Source organism: Promicromonospora sp. NPDC052451 (assembly GCF_044547525.1).
Taxonomy (GTDB): domain Bacteria; phylum Actinomycetota; class Actinomycetes; order Actinomycetales; family Cellulomonadaceae; genus Promicromonospora.
This window is the reverse complement of record NZ_JBIUAP010000016.1, coordinates 32780-46550: the sequence shown is the minus strand read 5'-3', so window position 1 is coordinate 46550 and position 13771 is coordinate 32780. Positions and strand designations below refer to the sequence as shown.

Annotated in this window: 12 protein-coding genes; 6 read left to right on the top strand and 6 right to left on the bottom strand. The window is 75.6% G+C overall.

The window, feature by feature from the left end:
- Together ACIG47_RS22985 and ACIG47_RS22980 are read left to right on the top strand one after the other, a co-directional pair.
- Positions 1-2106, top strand: coding sequence for a hydantoinase B/oxoprolinase family protein (locus ACIG47_RS22985; protein WP_397433374.1), 2106 nt, complete (start codon positions 1-3; stop codon positions 2104-2106).
- Positions 2103-4190, top strand: coding sequence for an FAD/NAD(P)-binding protein (locus tag ACIG47_RS22980; protein ID WP_397433373.1), 2088 nt, complete (start codon positions 2103-2105; stop codon positions 4188-4190). Before ACIG47_RS22985 ends, ACIG47_RS22980 begins: the two co-directional genes overlap by 4 nt.
- On the opposite strand, the gene ACIG47_RS22975 is transcribed toward ACIG47_RS22980, so the two are convergent.
- The 4 genes from ACIG47_RS22975 to ACIG47_RS22960 all read right to left on the bottom strand — a co-directional run bounded on the left by ACIG47_RS22975 (position 4139) and on the right by ACIG47_RS22960 (position 8055).
- Positions 4139-4471 carry a DUF4387 domain-containing protein gene (locus tag ACIG47_RS22975; protein WP_397410106.1) on the bottom strand — a complete coding sequence of 111 codons (333 nt, stop codon included), beginning with the start codon at positions 4469-4471 and terminating at the stop codon, positions 4139-4141. The two genes, ACIG47_RS22980 and ACIG47_RS22975, sit on opposite strands and share 52 nt — an antisense overlap.
- Positions 4464-5852 carry an acyclic terpene utilization AtuA family protein gene (locus tag ACIG47_RS22970; RefSeq protein ID WP_397410108.1) on the bottom strand — a complete coding sequence of 463 codons (1389 nt, stop codon included), beginning with the start codon at positions 5850-5852 and terminating at the stop codon, positions 4464-4466. Before ACIG47_RS22970 ends, ACIG47_RS22975 begins: the two co-directional genes overlap by 8 nt.
- A 71-nt stretch (positions 5853-5923) precedes the next feature.
- Entirely contained in the window at positions 5924-6775 is an 852-nt protein-coding gene (locus ACIG47_RS22965; RefSeq protein ID WP_397433372.1) for a hypothetical protein, read from the bottom strand.
- On the bottom strand, positions 6772-8055 hold the full coding sequence (locus tag ACIG47_RS22960; RefSeq protein WP_397433371.1) for an MFS transporter: 1284 nt from the start codon (positions 8053-8055) through the stop codon (positions 6772-6774). Before ACIG47_RS22960 ends, ACIG47_RS22965 begins: the two co-directional genes overlap by 4 nt.
- 132 nt (positions 8056-8187) lie before the next feature.
- On the opposite strand from ACIG47_RS22960, the gene ACIG47_RS22955 reads away from it, so the two are divergent.
- The 4 genes from ACIG47_RS22955 (at position 8188) to ACIG47_RS22940 (ending at position 12101) form a co-directional block, all read left to right on the top strand.
- Positions 8188-8913 carry an RraA family protein gene (locus ACIG47_RS22955; protein ID WP_397433370.1) on the top strand — a complete coding sequence of 242 codons (726 nt, stop codon included), beginning with the start codon at positions 8188-8190 and terminating at the stop codon, positions 8911-8913.
- On the top strand, positions 8910-10316 hold the full coding sequence (locus ACIG47_RS22950; RefSeq protein WP_397433369.1) for an MFS transporter: 1407 nt from the start codon (positions 8910-8912) through the stop codon (positions 10314-10316). Before ACIG47_RS22955 ends, ACIG47_RS22950 begins: the two co-directional genes overlap by 4 nt.
- 36 nt (positions 10317-10352) lie before the next feature.
- The gene (locus ACIG47_RS22945) at positions 10353-11018 is read left to right on the top strand and encodes a GntR family transcriptional regulator (protein WP_397410117.1); all 666 of its coding nucleotides are present in this window, start codon (positions 10353-10355) and stop codon (positions 11016-11018) included.
- Positions 11019-11111: 93 nt separating this feature from the next.
- Complete coding sequence (locus tag ACIG47_RS22940) at positions 11112-12101, top strand: formylglycine-generating enzyme family protein (RefSeq protein ID WP_397433367.1); 990 nt, start codon at positions 11112-11114, stop codon at positions 12099-12101.
- On the opposite strand, the gene ACIG47_RS22935 is transcribed toward ACIG47_RS22940, so the two are convergent.
- Positions 12098-13273 (bottom strand): FAD-dependent monooxygenase, encoded by a 1176-nt coding sequence (locus ACIG47_RS22935; RefSeq protein WP_397433366.1) that lies wholly within the window; start codon positions 13271-13273, stop codon positions 12098-12100. The genes ACIG47_RS22940 and ACIG47_RS22935 overlap by 4 nt on opposite strands.
- The gene (locus ACIG47_RS22930) at positions 13270-13734 is read right to left on the bottom strand and encodes a GbsR/MarR family transcriptional regulator (protein WP_397433364.1); all 465 of its coding nucleotides are present in this window, start codon (positions 13732-13734) and stop codon (positions 13270-13272) included. The genes ACIG47_RS22935 and ACIG47_RS22930 overlap by 4 nt, the downstream gene beginning before the upstream one ends.
- Positions 13735-13771 lie beyond the last annotated feature (37 nt).

Here is a 13771-nt window from a genome sequence, read left to right as displayed (position 1 = left end):
GTGCTGACGACCGTCGAGAAGGACGTCGCCCACACGCGGCTGCAGGCCGCGGTCGAGGAGATGTGCCTGACCCTGCGGCGCGCGAGCCGCAGCCTGTACGTGCGCGACGCCGCCGACTTCGCGTGCGCCGTGGCCGACCGGTCGGGCCGGTTCGTCGCCTATCCGCAGGACGTGGGCGTCTCCGGCTTCGTGGGCCTGGACCTGACGCCCGCGATCGAGGCGGCGACGGCGCAGGGCCCGCTGGCCCCGGGCGACGTGCTGCTGACGAACGACCCGTACCTCTCGGGCGGCCTCTCGACGCACCTCCCGGACGTGCACGCGATCGCCCCGTTCTTCGACGGCGACGAGCTGGTCGGCTACGGGTGGGCGTTCGTGCACGTGTCCGACGTCGGCGGGCGCGTGCCCTCGTCGGTGAGCGTGCTCAACGACTCCGTCTTCGCCGAGGGACTGCGGATCCCGCCCCTGCGGTACGTGCGGGCCGGGACCGTGGTGCCCGAGGTCGAGGCGATCCTCGCGGCCAACTCCCGCACGCCCGAGGCCAACCGGGGCGACCTGCACGCCATGCTGGCCGCGCTGGACACCGGGCGCCGGCGGGTCGGCGAGCTCACCGCCGACCTGGGGCCGGCCGGGTTCGCCGACGTCGGCTCCTTCGCCCGCGAGCAGAGCGCGGCCCGCGCCCGCAGCGCCCTGCGCACCCTGGCCGACGGCACGTACCGCTTCGAGGACTACCTCGACAACGACGGCGTCAGCTCCGTGCCGCTGCGCGTGGTGGTCACCGCCACGGTCGACGACGGCACCGTGCACCTGGACCTGACCGGCACCGACCCGCAGGTCGAGGCCGCCCTCAACATGGTGACGTTCGGCCGCGCGCACTCGTGGGTGGTGACCCGCCTGTTCGCGATCGTGGGCACGCTCGACCCGGCCGTGCCGCTCAACGGCGGGCTGATGGACGTCATCGGCTTCACCGCACCCGAGGGCACGCTGCTCAACGCGACCGGCACCGCTGCCACCGGCGTGCGGCACGCCACCACCTCGCGGGTCAACGACGTCGTGTCCGGGGCACTGGTCCAGGCCGCACCCGAGGTGCTGCCGGCGGCGTCGAGCGGGCTCGTGGTGCCCGTGGTGTTCGCGGCGGCCGACGGGTCGCGGGTCGACGTGGTCGAGCCCATGGTCGGCGGCACCGGCGCGCGGCACGGGGCCGACGGCGCCGACGGGCGCGACTCCGGCATCTCCAACCTGTCCAACAACCCGGTCGAGACCGTCGAGGCGAACGTGGGCGTGCGCGTGCTGCGCTACGCCCTGCGGCCCGACTCGGGCGGCGCGGGCCGCTGGCGCGGCGGCTCCGGCCTGGAGCTCGAGTTCGAGGCGCTGACCGACGGCGCGCTCCTGGCCCGCGGCCTGGAACGACTCCGGTTCCGGCCCTGGGGCTTCGCAGGCGGACGGCCCGGCGCCCTCACCGAGCTCGTGGTCAACGAGGGGCGGCCCGACGAGCGCCGGCTGTCCGTCGTCGACGTGCACCCGCTGCGCGCGGGCGACCGCGTGGTGCTGCGCACCTCCGGCGCGGGCGGCTACGGCGACCCGCTGGAGCGCGCCACCGACGCCGTGCTCGCCGACGTCGCCGCCGGGCTCGTCACCGCCGGGGCCGCGCGGGAGACGTACGGGGTGGTGGTGCACGACGGCGTACTGGACGAGACCGCGACGGCGGCGGAACGCGCCCGGCGGACGACGGGACCGGACCAGGAGGCCGCGGCGGCACCAGGAACCGGGGACGCTGCCGGGCAGCCGCGCCCGGGCGGGACCGTGCACACGTTCGGCCCCGAGCGTGACCGCTGGGAACGGGTCTTCCCGTCCGCGCTCACCGACCGCCTCGACGTCCACCTGCGCACGCTGCCCACGACCAGGCGTGCCGCACGACGCCGGGAGATCCTCGGTGCGGTGCTGGCGGGGCTGCCCGAGCGGTTCCCCGGTACCGCCGCGTCCGGCGAGGCGCTCGCCGCGGCGGGGCGGGCGTTCGCGGAGGCCGTGACGAGGGCGGAGACGGGGACCGTTCCCGAACCGTCTGCCGGGGCCGGCGCGGGGAACGCTCCGGCGCCCGCACCCGCGTGAGCGACGCACCGCACGCGTCGTTCGACGCGGTGATCGTGGGCGGCGGCCCGCGCGCCGTCGCGGTCGTCGCCCGGCTGGCCGCGCGACGTCGGCCGGACGCACCCTGGGGGTCCGCCCCGGACCCGGCGCTGCCCGTGCTGCGCGTCGCCGTGGTCGACCGGGTGGAGGTCGGGGCGGGCGCCACGTGGCGCACCGACCAGTCGCCGCTGCTGCTGAACAACACGTGGGCGGCGCGGACCACGGTGCACGCCGACTCCTCGACGCCCATGACCGGGCCCGTCGTGGCCGGGCCGGACCTGGTCGCCTGGGCGCACGCCGCGACGTCCGACGGCGGGCCGGCCGGCATGGCACCGCGACCGCCGGGCACTGCCTGGGCCGCGGACGAGGCACGGGGCCTCGGGCCTGGTTCCTATCCCACGCGGCGGCTCCAGGGCGCCTACTACCTGGAGCAGATCGACGAGGCAGCACGCCGCGGGGGCATCGAGGTCGTGCCGGTGCACGGGACGGTCACGGACGTGCGCGCGATCCGGACCGAGCTCCGGGAGGTGACCGTCTCGGCCGACACGGTCCCTGGCCCCGCCGGTCCGGCCATCCCAGCGACCCAGACGGCACCCACACGCCTCTCGGCACCCGTCGTCGTGCTCGCGCAGGGCATGATCCAGGCGCGGCGCGCGCCGCGCACCGCGCGGTTCGCCGAGGCCGCGCGCACGCACGGCCTCGTCTACGTCGAGCCGGGCATGCCCGCCGAGCGCGACTGGGCCGTCGTGCCGGCCGGCCAGGACGTGCTGGTGGCCGGGCTCGGCGCCAACTTCTTCGACGTGCTCGCCCTGCTCACCGTGGGCCGCGGCGGGCACTTCGTCGACGCCCGCACCGGCGCACCTGCTGATGCCTCCGGCCGGTCCTGTGACGACGGCGGCGCCGACGGCCCGCACGCCGGCGACCCGCTGCGCTATGTCCCCTGCGGCGCCGAACCGCACCTGCTCGCGGGGTCGCGGCGCGGCCTGCCCTACCGGGGCAAGGGCGCGCTCACCGACGGCCTGCCGGCCCCCTATGCGGCCCGGATCGCCACCCGGGAGCGCTTCGCCGCGCTGGCCGACCGCGCGGCCGGGCGGCCGGTGCTCGACCTGGCCCGCGACGTCTGGCCGCTCGTCGCCGCCGAGCTGACGCTCGCCCACCTGACGGCGCTCGCCGAGCACCGGCCGTCCGCCCTCCGCGCCGGGGTGACACCGGACGCGCTCGCACGACGCCTGGAACGAGCCACCGACCCTGCGTGCGTGGCGGCCGCGCTCGTGGTCGACCCGGCGGACGCGTTCGACGCCGCGCGCGCCGACCGCCCGCCGATCCTCGAACCCGCGACGTGGCCCGCGTGGGTCGAGCGCTGGGTCCGCGACGAGCAGGAGTCCGTGTCCGGCCCGCTCACCTCCCCGCGTGCCCGGGTCAACCAGGCCATGGAGACCCTGCGCGGCGAGGTGGCCCGGCTCACGCGGGCCGGCGCCGTGGACGGCGCCTCCCTGGAGTCGACCGGCGAGAGCGTGCTGACCCCGCTCGGCCTGGCGCTCGCCTCCGGACCGCCCCCGCGGCGCACGGCCCAGCTCCTGGCCCTGGTCCGGGCGGGCGTCGTGGAGCTGCTCGGCGAGGACACCCGGGTCGACGTCGAGGAGGGCGCGTTCGTGGCTCGCAGCCGGGTGCGCGCCGCCGTCCGTGCCCGGGCCTTCGTCGAGACCCGGATGTCGCGGGGCCAGGTGAGCCCCACCGACGACCCGCTGCTGCGATCGCTGCTCGACTCCGGCCGGGCCCGCCGCCACCCGCTGCCCACGGCCGCGGGCGGCGTCGTCCCGTCCGAGAGCCTCGACGTGACGCGGGACGGCTTCGCACTCGTCGACGCCGCGGGCCGCGCGGACGAGCGCGTCGTCGTGCTGGGGATCCCCGCCGAGGCCGTGCAGCGCGGCTCCGCGATCGGTGCGAGCCCCGGCGTGCCGTCCCCGCTGCTCGCGGGAGCCGACGTCGCCGCCCGCCGGATCCTCGCGGCCGCTCAGCCCACGGCGCCAGGAACGGGGAGGACCGCGAGCGGCACGTGGTGCTGACCGGCGTGGATGTCCCGGTCGCGCAGCGACCCCTGCGACACGGGCCGGGGGAACGAGATCTTCACGACGTCGAGGTCCGGCAGGCGGAAGATCCGGACCGTCGAGGGGTCCACGTCGTACAGGTCGGCGACCCGCCGCTCGTCGAGGAAGGCAGGGTCGGCCACGAGCCGGTAGGTCGCGCTGTCCTTCACGAACAGGTCGATGGTGACCCAGAACGGGCCGGCGTTCTTGGAGCGGACCTCGTGGCAGACGTCGGCCAGGGTGGGCGTGCGGTCAGGCATGGGCGGACACTCCGGTCTCGGTGCGGAACAGGGCGGTGGGGGTCGGGCTGTCGACCACGTGGTGCAGCACGAACTCGTAGGCGGCGCCGCGCTCCGTCTCGGCGGGCGAGGTGGCGAACGCGAAGCTCGGCAGGTAGTCCATCTCCGGCGTGGGCATGTGCAACAGGTAGGGGTTCATCACCTTCGCGACGGCGGTGGCCGTCTCCTGGTCGGCTGCGCTGACCACGAGCATCACGCCCAGCTCGCGGGGCGTGCCCGTGCCGGGGTCCAGCGCGCCGAGCACGGCGTCGTACCCGTAGAGGCGCAGGTCGAACTCGAACTGGTCCGCGGACATCCCGAGCGCCTCCTCGGCGCGCCGGTACAGGTACGTACGCAGCAGGTCCGCCCAGCGCCCAGGGTCGGCGAGCACGAGCGGTTCGCGGACCCCGACGAACGACACGGTCTGGTACCCGGTGACGCGCGCGCCCTCCAGCTTGACCGTGTGCTGCGCGGCATGCCGGAAGACGGAGCCCTCCACGCGCACGCGGCGATCGTCGAGGGCCCGGTAGGTCGCGTGCCGCACGTCGAGCACGCCGTCCGGCTCGGTCAGCAGGAACGGGTCGGCGTTCTCGTACAGCATGTGCGCGGCCACCGACGTCGGCGTGCAGGCCGTGCCCGGGTCCACGGCCTCGATCGTGAACCCCTCGCGGTCGATGGTCGCGAAGATGCCGCCGGTGCGCGGGTTCGTCGTGGCCTGCGCGCCGCACTCGACGATCTTGCTCGCGTGCCACGTCGGTCCGGCAGGCATGCCGCGCAGGAGCGGCACGGCGGCGGCGACGGCGGTGTCGGTCGCGCGGCCGGCGAGCACCACCTGCGCGCCCGCCTCGAGGGCGGCGACGATCGGCTCGTGGCCCATCAGCCCGACGATGTGCGTGCACGAGTCGAGCGTGACGGGGTCCAGCTCACCGAGAGGCGGCAGCGGGTGGATGCGTCCGGCGGCCAGGTGCTCGCGCAGGTCCGCCGCGCGCTGCTCGCTGTAGATGCGCGCGACGGGCAGCTCCAGCCCCTCTTCGGCCATGATCCGGGCGGTGATCCCGGCGACCCAGTCGACGCCCGCGTCCGTGCCGCTGGTCCCGCACGACCCGACGATCAGCGGGATGCCGGCCCGGGCGGCTGCGCGCAGGAGCAGCCGCAGGTCGCGCGCGACCGAGGCGGCGGGCGACTTGGCGGTCGCGGAGCCGAGGTAGTACGGGCCGGAGTCGGTGGAGCCGCTGTCGACGGCGATGACGTCGGGGCCCAGCTCCAGGCCCCGCTCGACGATCGACTCGGCGAAGCCGCCGCCCAGCATCCCGATCGGGACGAAGACCTTGACGCTCTCGGTGGGTGTGGCGATGGGTGGCACGTCGGCTCTCTTCTCCTCAGGTGGTGAGGTTCAGTGGGTGGTGGGGTTCATCGGGTGGTGGGGTTCAGCTGTCAGTGGTGGGACGCCCGGCCCGGCGGCCCCTGCGCCAGGGCACGCCGCACGAAGTCGACGACGGCCGGGGCGACGGCGCCCGCGTCGTGCCCGGCACCGGGCACCACCGCGGTCTCGACCGGGACGCCGCGCTCGGTCAGCTCGTGCGCGAGCCGCCGCGCCCGGTCCACGCGGGTGGCGCCCGCGCGCGCCTCGCGGGGGTCGGCGGCGACGGCGGCGAGCAGGGCGCCTGCGAGATCCTCGCTCCCCACCACGACCTGGTAGGGCACCTGCCGCAGCGCCGCCACGGACGGCGCCGTGCCGAACAGGTCCGCCACACCGCCGAGCCCGAGCGGCCAGGGCGCGTCGTCGGGCAGGGTCACGCGGCCGGGTGCACCCACGGAGACCGCCCGCAGCCGGTGCGGGTGCAGGTAGGCGAACCGGTGCGCGAACTGGCCGCCGCCGGAGAAGCCGGTCAGCACGAAGCGCGTGGTGTCGATCTCCCAGCGCCCGGCGGCCTGCTCGACCATCGCGAGCAGCGCCTCGTCGAACCGGATGCCGGCGGCCAGCAGCTCCTTGTAGGCGTGCACGTCGTCCGGTCCGTCGAGACCCGCCGGGAACAGGGGCGCGAGGACCACCACCCCCAGCTCGTCGGCCAGGGCCGCGAACCGGTCCCGGGTGGCCTCGACCCGGCGCCCCGTGCCGTGCACCGCGACGAGCAGCCCCAGCGGGCCGGTCCGGTCGCGGTACGACGGCGGCACGTACGTCGTCCACGAGAGCCGCGGTTCCGCGGAGCTCACCTGGAACGGGGTCGCGCCCAGCAGGAGATCCCAGGCGGGGTGGTCGCGAGGGAAGTCGTCGAGCCGCCTCATGCCCGGCCGCCCTCGGCGAGCTGCCCGGAGCTGATCTCCCGGCGCACCAGGAGGAACAGTCCGAGCGCTGCGACGCCGACCATGCTGGAGTGCAGGAACAGGTACCGCCAGTCCGTCAGGTCCACCAGGCCGCCGATGAGGGCGGGCCCTGCCGACGCACCGACGGCGGCGGCCACCGCGTAGAGCCCGCTGTAGGCACCGGTGACGGCGCCGCTGGGGGCGAGGTTCCACATCAGCACCACGCCGTTGACGGAGAAGGCGGCGTACCCGAACGAGGCGATGACGATCCCGGTGATCGTCACGGGCAGGCTCGTGACGCTGAACGCGACGAGGCAGCCGACCACCATGACGACCAGTCCCAGCCGGATCATCCGCCGGCGGCCGGCCCGGTCGGAGACGAACGACAGCGGGACGGCGGCGGCGACGAAGGCCACGCCGGCGGGCAGCGTGAGCGACCCGGCCTCGCCCCGGCTGAGGCCGAGCACCTCCATCGCGTACGGCGTGAGCTGCGAGCGCATCGCCGCCCACGTCCCCGCGGTGGCGACGATGCCGAGCAGCAGGAAGATCCGGCTGTGGTCGGGGTCGTGGACGAGCTCGCCGACGACGCGGCGGAAGCTCCATCCGCCCCCGCCGCCGGACCGCCCGTCCGCGAGCGCGCGCCGGTAGCCCGGTGAGCGCGTCTCGCGGATGGTGAGCGCCACGATCACCATGGCGCACACCATCAGCACGGCGGGGATCGCGAACGCCAGCCCGAGGCTCCGGTCGACCACGAGCAGGCTGATGAGGGCCGAGACGATGATGGTGAGGCTGGTCGCCACCTTGGCGATGCCGTTGGCGAGGCTGCGGCGCTGGGGCACCTGGAAGTCGGGCGTCAGCGCGTCGGTGAGCGGCTTGAAGGCGTTGGCGACCACCGCGAACAGGAACATGCACACGACCAGCGCCCCCAGCGAGCCGGTGTGCGGGATGAGCACGAAGAAGACGGCGGCGACGGGCGCGCCGACCACGAGGTACGGCACGCGCCGGCCCCAGCGGGTGCGCGTGCGGTCGGACAGGTGGCCCACGAGCGGCTGGAGCACGATCCCGAGCGCGTTGTCGACGCCCATGAGCAGGCCGATCAGGGCCGCGCTCGTCGTGTACTGCGCGATCGACGCGGGCACCTGCGCGTCGTAGAAGTTCCAGACGGACTCCTGGGCGAAGACGGCCAGGGCCACCAGCATCGCGGCGCGGGTGTTCAGCTTCCCGGCTGTGGCGGACGTCTCCGCGGGGACTGCTGCGTTCATCAGACTCCCTTGTCTGTTGCTATTTGCTATAGCAAAATGTAGCCACGTGCGACCCGGCGAGCAAGCATCCGTCACCACCCCGGCTCCCGGTCCCGCCGACCCGACCGCGACGACGCTGGAGGATCCGCCCGCATGACCCCCGACACCCCCACCCTGACCACCGCCGACCTCGACTTCCTCAGCGGCGTCGACAGCCCGACCGTCGCGAACGCGATCGAGCGCCTCGACCTGCGCGACCGCAGCACGGGCTACGTCGGCGGGCGCATCCGGTGCGGCTTCCCCGAGCTCGGCCCCATGGTGGGCCGCGCACTCACCGTGACGGTCTCCGACGCCCTGGGCCGGCCCGCGCGGCAGGAGGGCTACTGGGACCTCTGGGAGCGGCTGGAGGGCATGACCGGCCCGGTCGTGATCGTCATGAAGGACGCGAGCACCACGCCCAGCCGGGTCGCCTACGCCGGCGAGATCATGGCCACGCTGGCCCAGCGCCTCGGCGCCGTCGGCTTCGTGACCGACGGCGCGCTGCGCGACGTCGACGAGGTCCGCGCCAAGGGCATCCACTACTTCTCGCGCTACACCGTCGCCTCGCACGCGAACTTCGAGCTCACGCGCGTGGGTGACCCCGTGCGCCTGGACGGGGAGACGGTGGCCACGGGCGACGTCCTGCACGGGGACGTGAACGGCCTGGTGGTCGTGCCGTGGGCGGCCCTGCCCGGCCTGCCCGCCGCGGTCGCGCGCGTACGGGAGGGCGAGGCCCGCGACCTCGCCTACCTCGAGAGCCCGGACTTCACGCTCGCCGGCTACCGCCGCCTGCGCACCTACGGCGCCGCCACCGGGCCCGCCCACGAGCCCGGCGTGTGAGCCGCCCGGCGGAGGGGTTCGGCGCCCGGTTCGCGGCACCGCTCGTGCTGGGGCCGGCGCTGAACTCGATCAACACGACGATGATCTCCGTCGCGCTGGTACCGATCGCCGACGCCACCGGGGCGTCCGCCGCCCAGGTCGTGCTCCTCGTCGCGGGCCTGTACCTGGCCGGGGCGATCGCCCAGCCGGTGGCGGGCGGCCTCGTGGACCGCTACGGCCCGCGGCGCGTGTACGTCACGGGGATGGCCGTGGCCGCGCTCGCGGGCCTCGTCCCACTGGTGGTGCCGACGTTCGAGGCGGCGCTCGCCGCGCGGGTCGCCGTCGGCGTGGGCACGTCGTCGGCCTACCCCGCGGCCCTGGCCGCCATCAGCGCGCAGGAGCAGCGCACGGGGCACGCACCGCCGCGCGGGCTGTTCTCGGCGCTGTCGGTGTCGAGCCTGACCAGCGCGGCGGTCGGCCCCGTGCTCGGCGGCCTGCTCGTCGCGAGCTTCGGCTGGACGGCCGTCTTCGTCGCGAACGCGCCGTACGGGCTGACGGCGATCGTCCTCGCCCTGCTGTGGCTGCCGCGCGACCGGGACCGGCCGGCGCCGCCGCGGCCCGACGGCGCAGCGCGCACCGGGCCGGATCTGGTGGGGCTCCTCCTGTTCGTCGGCGCGGTCGGCTCGGCGCTCGTCGCCGCGCTCGGCCTGTGGCCGGGGCCCGGCCGGTACGGGCTGCTGGGGCTCGCGGCGGCGGCGACCGTCGGCCTCGTGCTCTGGGAACGCCGCCGTCCCGTGCCGTTCGTGGACGTCCGGACGCTGACCGGCCGGCCCGCGCTCGTGCGCACCTACGCGCGGCTGTTCCTCGTGTACTCGTGCACCTACCTGGTGCTCTACGGAGTGACCCAGTGGCTGCAGGCCACGGCGGGCTACGCCGCCGACGCCGCGGGCTGGATGCAGCTGCCCGCCGTGGTGCTCGCCGGGGCAGCCGCCGCGCTCGCCGCGCGCACCCGCGGACTGCGCCTCCCGCTGCTGCTGGCCGCCGCGCTCCCCGCCGTGGGCGGCCTGCTGCTGACCCGGCTCACCGACAGCACCCCCACGTGGCTGGTCCTGATCACCATCGCGCTGTTCGGCCCCTCGCAGGGCCTGGCCGCCGTGGCCAACCAGGTGGCGCTCTACGCCCAGGCCCCACCGGACCGGACGGGCGTGCTGGCCGGGATGTCCCGCACCGCCGTCCAGCTCGGCGCTGTCGGGGCCACCGCCGTGATCGGACCTCTCTTCGCGCAGGGCGCCACGAGCGCGGGCCTGCACGCGACCGGCTGGATCATCACGGCGCTCGCCGCCGCGGCGCTCGTGCTGACGGCCGCCGACCCCGCGCTGCGCGGCGTCTCCCCGGACGACCCGCGCGGCTCGCCGCAGAGGTAGGGTGGCAGCCACGGCAGGGGGACGAGAGAGGCACGGATGGTCGACCTTCAGGACGCTCTGCCCCGTGTCTCCCGGGCCGGCTCGCTGGCCGAGCAGGTGTACCACGCGATCCGCGCCGGGATAGCAGACGGCCGCATCGCACCGGGCAGCCGGGTCACCGAGCGGCAGCTCGCGCAGGCCCTCGACGTCAGCCCTACGCCGGTCCGCGAGGCGATCGGCAAGCTCGAGCACGAGGGGCTCCTCGAACGCGTGGGCGCGCGCCGCCTGCAGGTGGTCGACCACCCGGCCGAGACCCTCCACGAGCTGATGGAGGTCGAGGTCATGCTGCGCGGCGCGGAGGCGCGCTTCGCCGCCCGGAAGATCACGCCCGAGGGTGTCGCCCGCCTGCGCGGGTGCATCGAGGAGCACCGTGCGGGCGGGGAAGCCCTGACGCTGCAGGAACGCTTCGAGATCGCCCAGCGCTTCGACGCCGAGATCACCCGCGCCGCCGGCAACGCCGCCCTGCGCGGCCTGATCGACAGCTACGCCATCTACGGCGACTACCGCCTGGCCCGCGCCGCCGAGCGCGCCGGCGACCCGGACTGGGTCGCGGCGCGCCTCGCCGACCACGTCGCCATCGCCGACGCGCTGGAGGCCCACGACGAGGACGCCGCCGAACGGCTCATGCGGGCCCACGCCCGCTCCGCCATCCGGAACCTCTAGCAGGGTCCGCCGTCCGACGCGGGACGCGGGCCGCCGTCGGGCCGGACAGGTGCGTAGGGTGGCGACGGTACGCACGCGGTCAGGAGGAGAACGGTGAGCACGCACGGGCAGGCGGAGACAGGCCAGGGCTGCGGGTGCGGGTGCGGCACCCCGGGGCGGGACGCGTTCGTGCAGATCGGCGGCCGCCCGGCCGACGCCGCCCCCGCCGCACCGGCACCCGGCCGGCACCTCGTCGAGCAGGTGCAGGTGCCCGCCGGCACCTTCACCATGGGTGACTCGTCGGGCGACGAGAACCCCGGCGACGGCGAGACACCCCGGCACGAGGTCACCCTCGACGCGTTCGAGATCGACGCCACCACGGTCACCACCGCCGACTTCGCGCGGTTCGTGCAGGACACCGGGTACCGCACCGAGGCCGAGACCTTCGGCTTCTCCGCGGTGTTCCACCTCGCGGTGGCGGCCGACCCCGCCGACATCATGGGCCAGGCCGACGCCACTCCCTGGTGGTTCGGCGTCCAGGGCGCCGACTGGGCCCACCCCGGCGGCCCCCGGTCCGACGTCGACGGCCTGGCCGACCACCCCGTCACCCACGTGAGCTGGAACGACGCCCAGGCCTACTGCGACTGGGCGGGCCGCCGCCTGCCCACCGAGGCCGAGTGGGAGTACGCGGCCCGTGGAGGGCTCGACGGCGCGAAGTACCCCTGGGGCGACGCCGAGGTGGACGAGGGCGGCTGGCGCGCCAACATCTGGCAGGGCGCCTTCCCCCGCGACAACACCCTGGAGGACGGCTGGCTCACCACCGCCCCCGTCCGCACCTTCGAACCCAACGGCTACGGGCTGTGGCAGCCGGTCGGCAACGTGTGGGAGTGGTGCCAGGACTGGTTCCACCCCGGTTACTACCGCAGCTCCCCCGGCGACAACCCGTCCGGCCCCGGCGCGGGCACCGGCCGCATCCTGCGCGGCGGGAGCTATCTGTGCCACATCTCCTACTGCAACCGTTACCGCAGCTCCGCCCGCTCCTCCAACACGCCCGACTCCTCGATGGGCAACGCCGGGTTCCGCACCGTCGCCGCCCGGTCCTAGGAGGTCCGGGGCACGACCGGGAGGCGGGGCGGCTGCCACCGCCACGTCGGGTTGCCGTCCGGTTCGACGCCCTTGCGCCACAGCGCGGCCGGCATGAGCCGGATCATCGCCGTCGTGACGGCCTGCCCGGCCCGGGACGCCGTCATGGCCCCGTCCCGGCGGGCGCCGCGCGCCGTGGCCTGGTCGCGCGGCCGCCGCTCGGCGTCGTACCGGGCCAGTGCCGCCTCGACCGTCCCCGCGGTGGCCAGCGCATGGGCGAGCACCACGGCGTCCTCCAGGCTGTGACCGGCCCCCTGGCCTCGGTCGGGGCTCATCGCGTGGGCCGCGTCGCCGAGCAGCACGGCGCGGCCGCGCACGTAGGTGGTCAGCGGCGGCAGCTCGTGGATGTCGGTCCGCAGCACGGCTCCGGCCGAGGTGGCCCGGACCAGGTCGGGCACCGGCTCGTGCCAGCCGCCGACGTGGGCCAGGGCCGCCCCGCGCTCGTCGTCGTACCGGACGCCCGGCGCGGGCTCCGTGGTGAGCAGCGCCCAGTACGCGCGGTGCCGGGCCACGGGGTGGATCAGGAACATCCGGCCCTGGCCCAGGGTCACGCTCCCGGTCAGGTCCCCGGGCAGGCCCGCGACGTCGACGACGCCGAGCCACGCCGTCCGCCCCAGGTAGCGCGGCGGCCGCGCGTCGGGCCACAGACGGCCGCGGACGGCGCTGCGGATGCCGTCCGCGCCGACCACCAGGTCGCCGCGGTGCTCGGTGCCGCCGGCGACGACCGTCACCCCGGCGTCGTCCTGGCGCACGTCGGTGACCTCCGCGCCGGTGCGCACGCGGTCGGCCGGGACGGCGTCCAGCAGCACCCGGTGCAGGTCGGCCCGGTGAAAGCCGAGCAGGGCCAGCGGGTCGCCGGGTCGGGCACGCTGCAGGTAGCGGCCGTCGGGCCGGCGCAGGTTGCCCGTCGAGCCCGTGGGGACGCCGACGGCACGCGCCTCGTCCGCCACGCCGAGCTCCGCCAGGGCGCGCATCGCGTTCGGTGCCTGCGACATGCCGGCGCCGACCTCCCCGAGCTCGGCGGCGCGCTCCAGCACCGTGACGTCCCAGCCCACGCGGCGCAGGCCGACGGCGGCCGCGAGCCCGCCGATGCCCGCGCCGACGACGATCGCGTGCCCTGTCGTCGTGGTCATCGTGCCGTCCTCTCGTCGGTGGTACCCGTGAGCGGCCCGGCGTCGTCGAACGCCGCCGCCATCCATGCGAAGGTGCGCTGTGCCTGGCGCACGCGGCCGTCGTTGCCCGGCCCCGCGAGCGCGACGCCGTCGCGGCTCAGGTCCAGGAACGCGGCGATCCCCTCGACCTGACGGCGCACGACGACGGACCACGCGTCGTCGGCCATCCGGTACCAGGTGGTGCGGTCGCCGGGCCGGGTACGGGAGGTCAGGAAGCCCATCATCGTCAGGAGCCGCAGGTTGGACGTGAGCGAGGCCCGGCTCGCCCCGATCGCCTCGCTGATCTGCCCGGCCGACTGCTCCGGCGGGTCGCACACCATGAGCCAGCCCAGCACGCGGCCCGCGATCGGCGGCACGCCGTCGCGGGCCAGATACATCGAGACGCGCTCGACCCACTCGAGCACGGGGTCCTGCGGTTCCACGGCACCTCCAGTGTCAGTTGTTTCACTATGAACTGAA

Bases quoted from the DNA above. Each gene is read 5' to 3' on its own strand.
- ACIG47_RS22960 (WP_397433371.1), bottom strand. From the start codon at position 8,055: ATGAACGCAGCAGTCCCCGCGGAGACGTCCGCCACAGCCGGGAAGCTG.
- ACIG47_RS22975 (WP_397410106.1), bottom strand. From the start codon at position 4,471: ATGCCTGACCGCACGCCCACCCTGGCCGACGTCTGCCACGAGGTCCGC.
- ACIG47_RS22965 (WP_397433372.1), bottom strand. From the start codon at position 6,775: ATGAGGCGGCTCGACGACTTCCCTCGCGACCACCCCGCCTGGGATCTC.
- ACIG47_RS22945 (WP_397410117.1), top strand. From the start codon at position 10,353: ATGGTCGACCTTCAGGACGCTCTGCCCCGTGTCTCCCGGGCCGGCTCG.
- ACIG47_RS22955 (WP_397433370.1), top strand. From the start codon at position 8,188: ATGACCCCCGACACCCCCACCCTGACCACCGCCGACCTCGACTTCCTC.
- ACIG47_RS22935 (WP_397433366.1), bottom strand. From the start codon at position 13,273: ATGACCACGACGACAGGGCACGCGATCGTCGTCGGCGCGGGCATCGGC.